Consider the following 314-nt stretch of genomic DNA (forward strand, 5'->3'; position numbering starts at 1 on the left):
CGTCAATGTCGGAGGTATTGGAATTCGCCGGACTCCCGGATACGAAAGAGAACCGGGAAATGATCCGCAGCATGCAGCAAGCGGGAGTCCCATTGACCAAGGAGCATATCGCTTCGTTTAAAGAAGCCATGATGGCTAAGCCTCCCCAAGTGCCCGCCGCGGAATGGGCGGAATCGGTGGCGATTGCGTTCCACCGCGGGCTGCCGGTTACCGCGGAGAGTGTGAGAGGACTGCATCAGGCGGTGTTCGGCCCGCAGCTGCATCAGCTGCTGCAAAGCCTCGAAGGGCAGCTTGCGCATGCGCTGCAGGGGGGG

1 protein-coding gene is annotated in these 314 nt (G+C 61.1%); it reads left to right on the plus strand.

Annotation, left to right across the window (positions count from 1 at the left end):
• Window positions 1–17 precede the first annotated feature (17 nt).
• The coding region (locus ACSNOG_RS33110; RefSeq protein WP_436756374.1) for a hypothetical protein at window positions 18–314 on the plus strand (297 nt) is incomplete at its 3' end.

This window comes from Streptomyces sp. URMC 124, assembly GCF_051386455.1.
GTDB lineage: Bacteria > Actinomycetota > Actinomycetes > Streptomycetales > Streptomycetaceae > Streptomyces.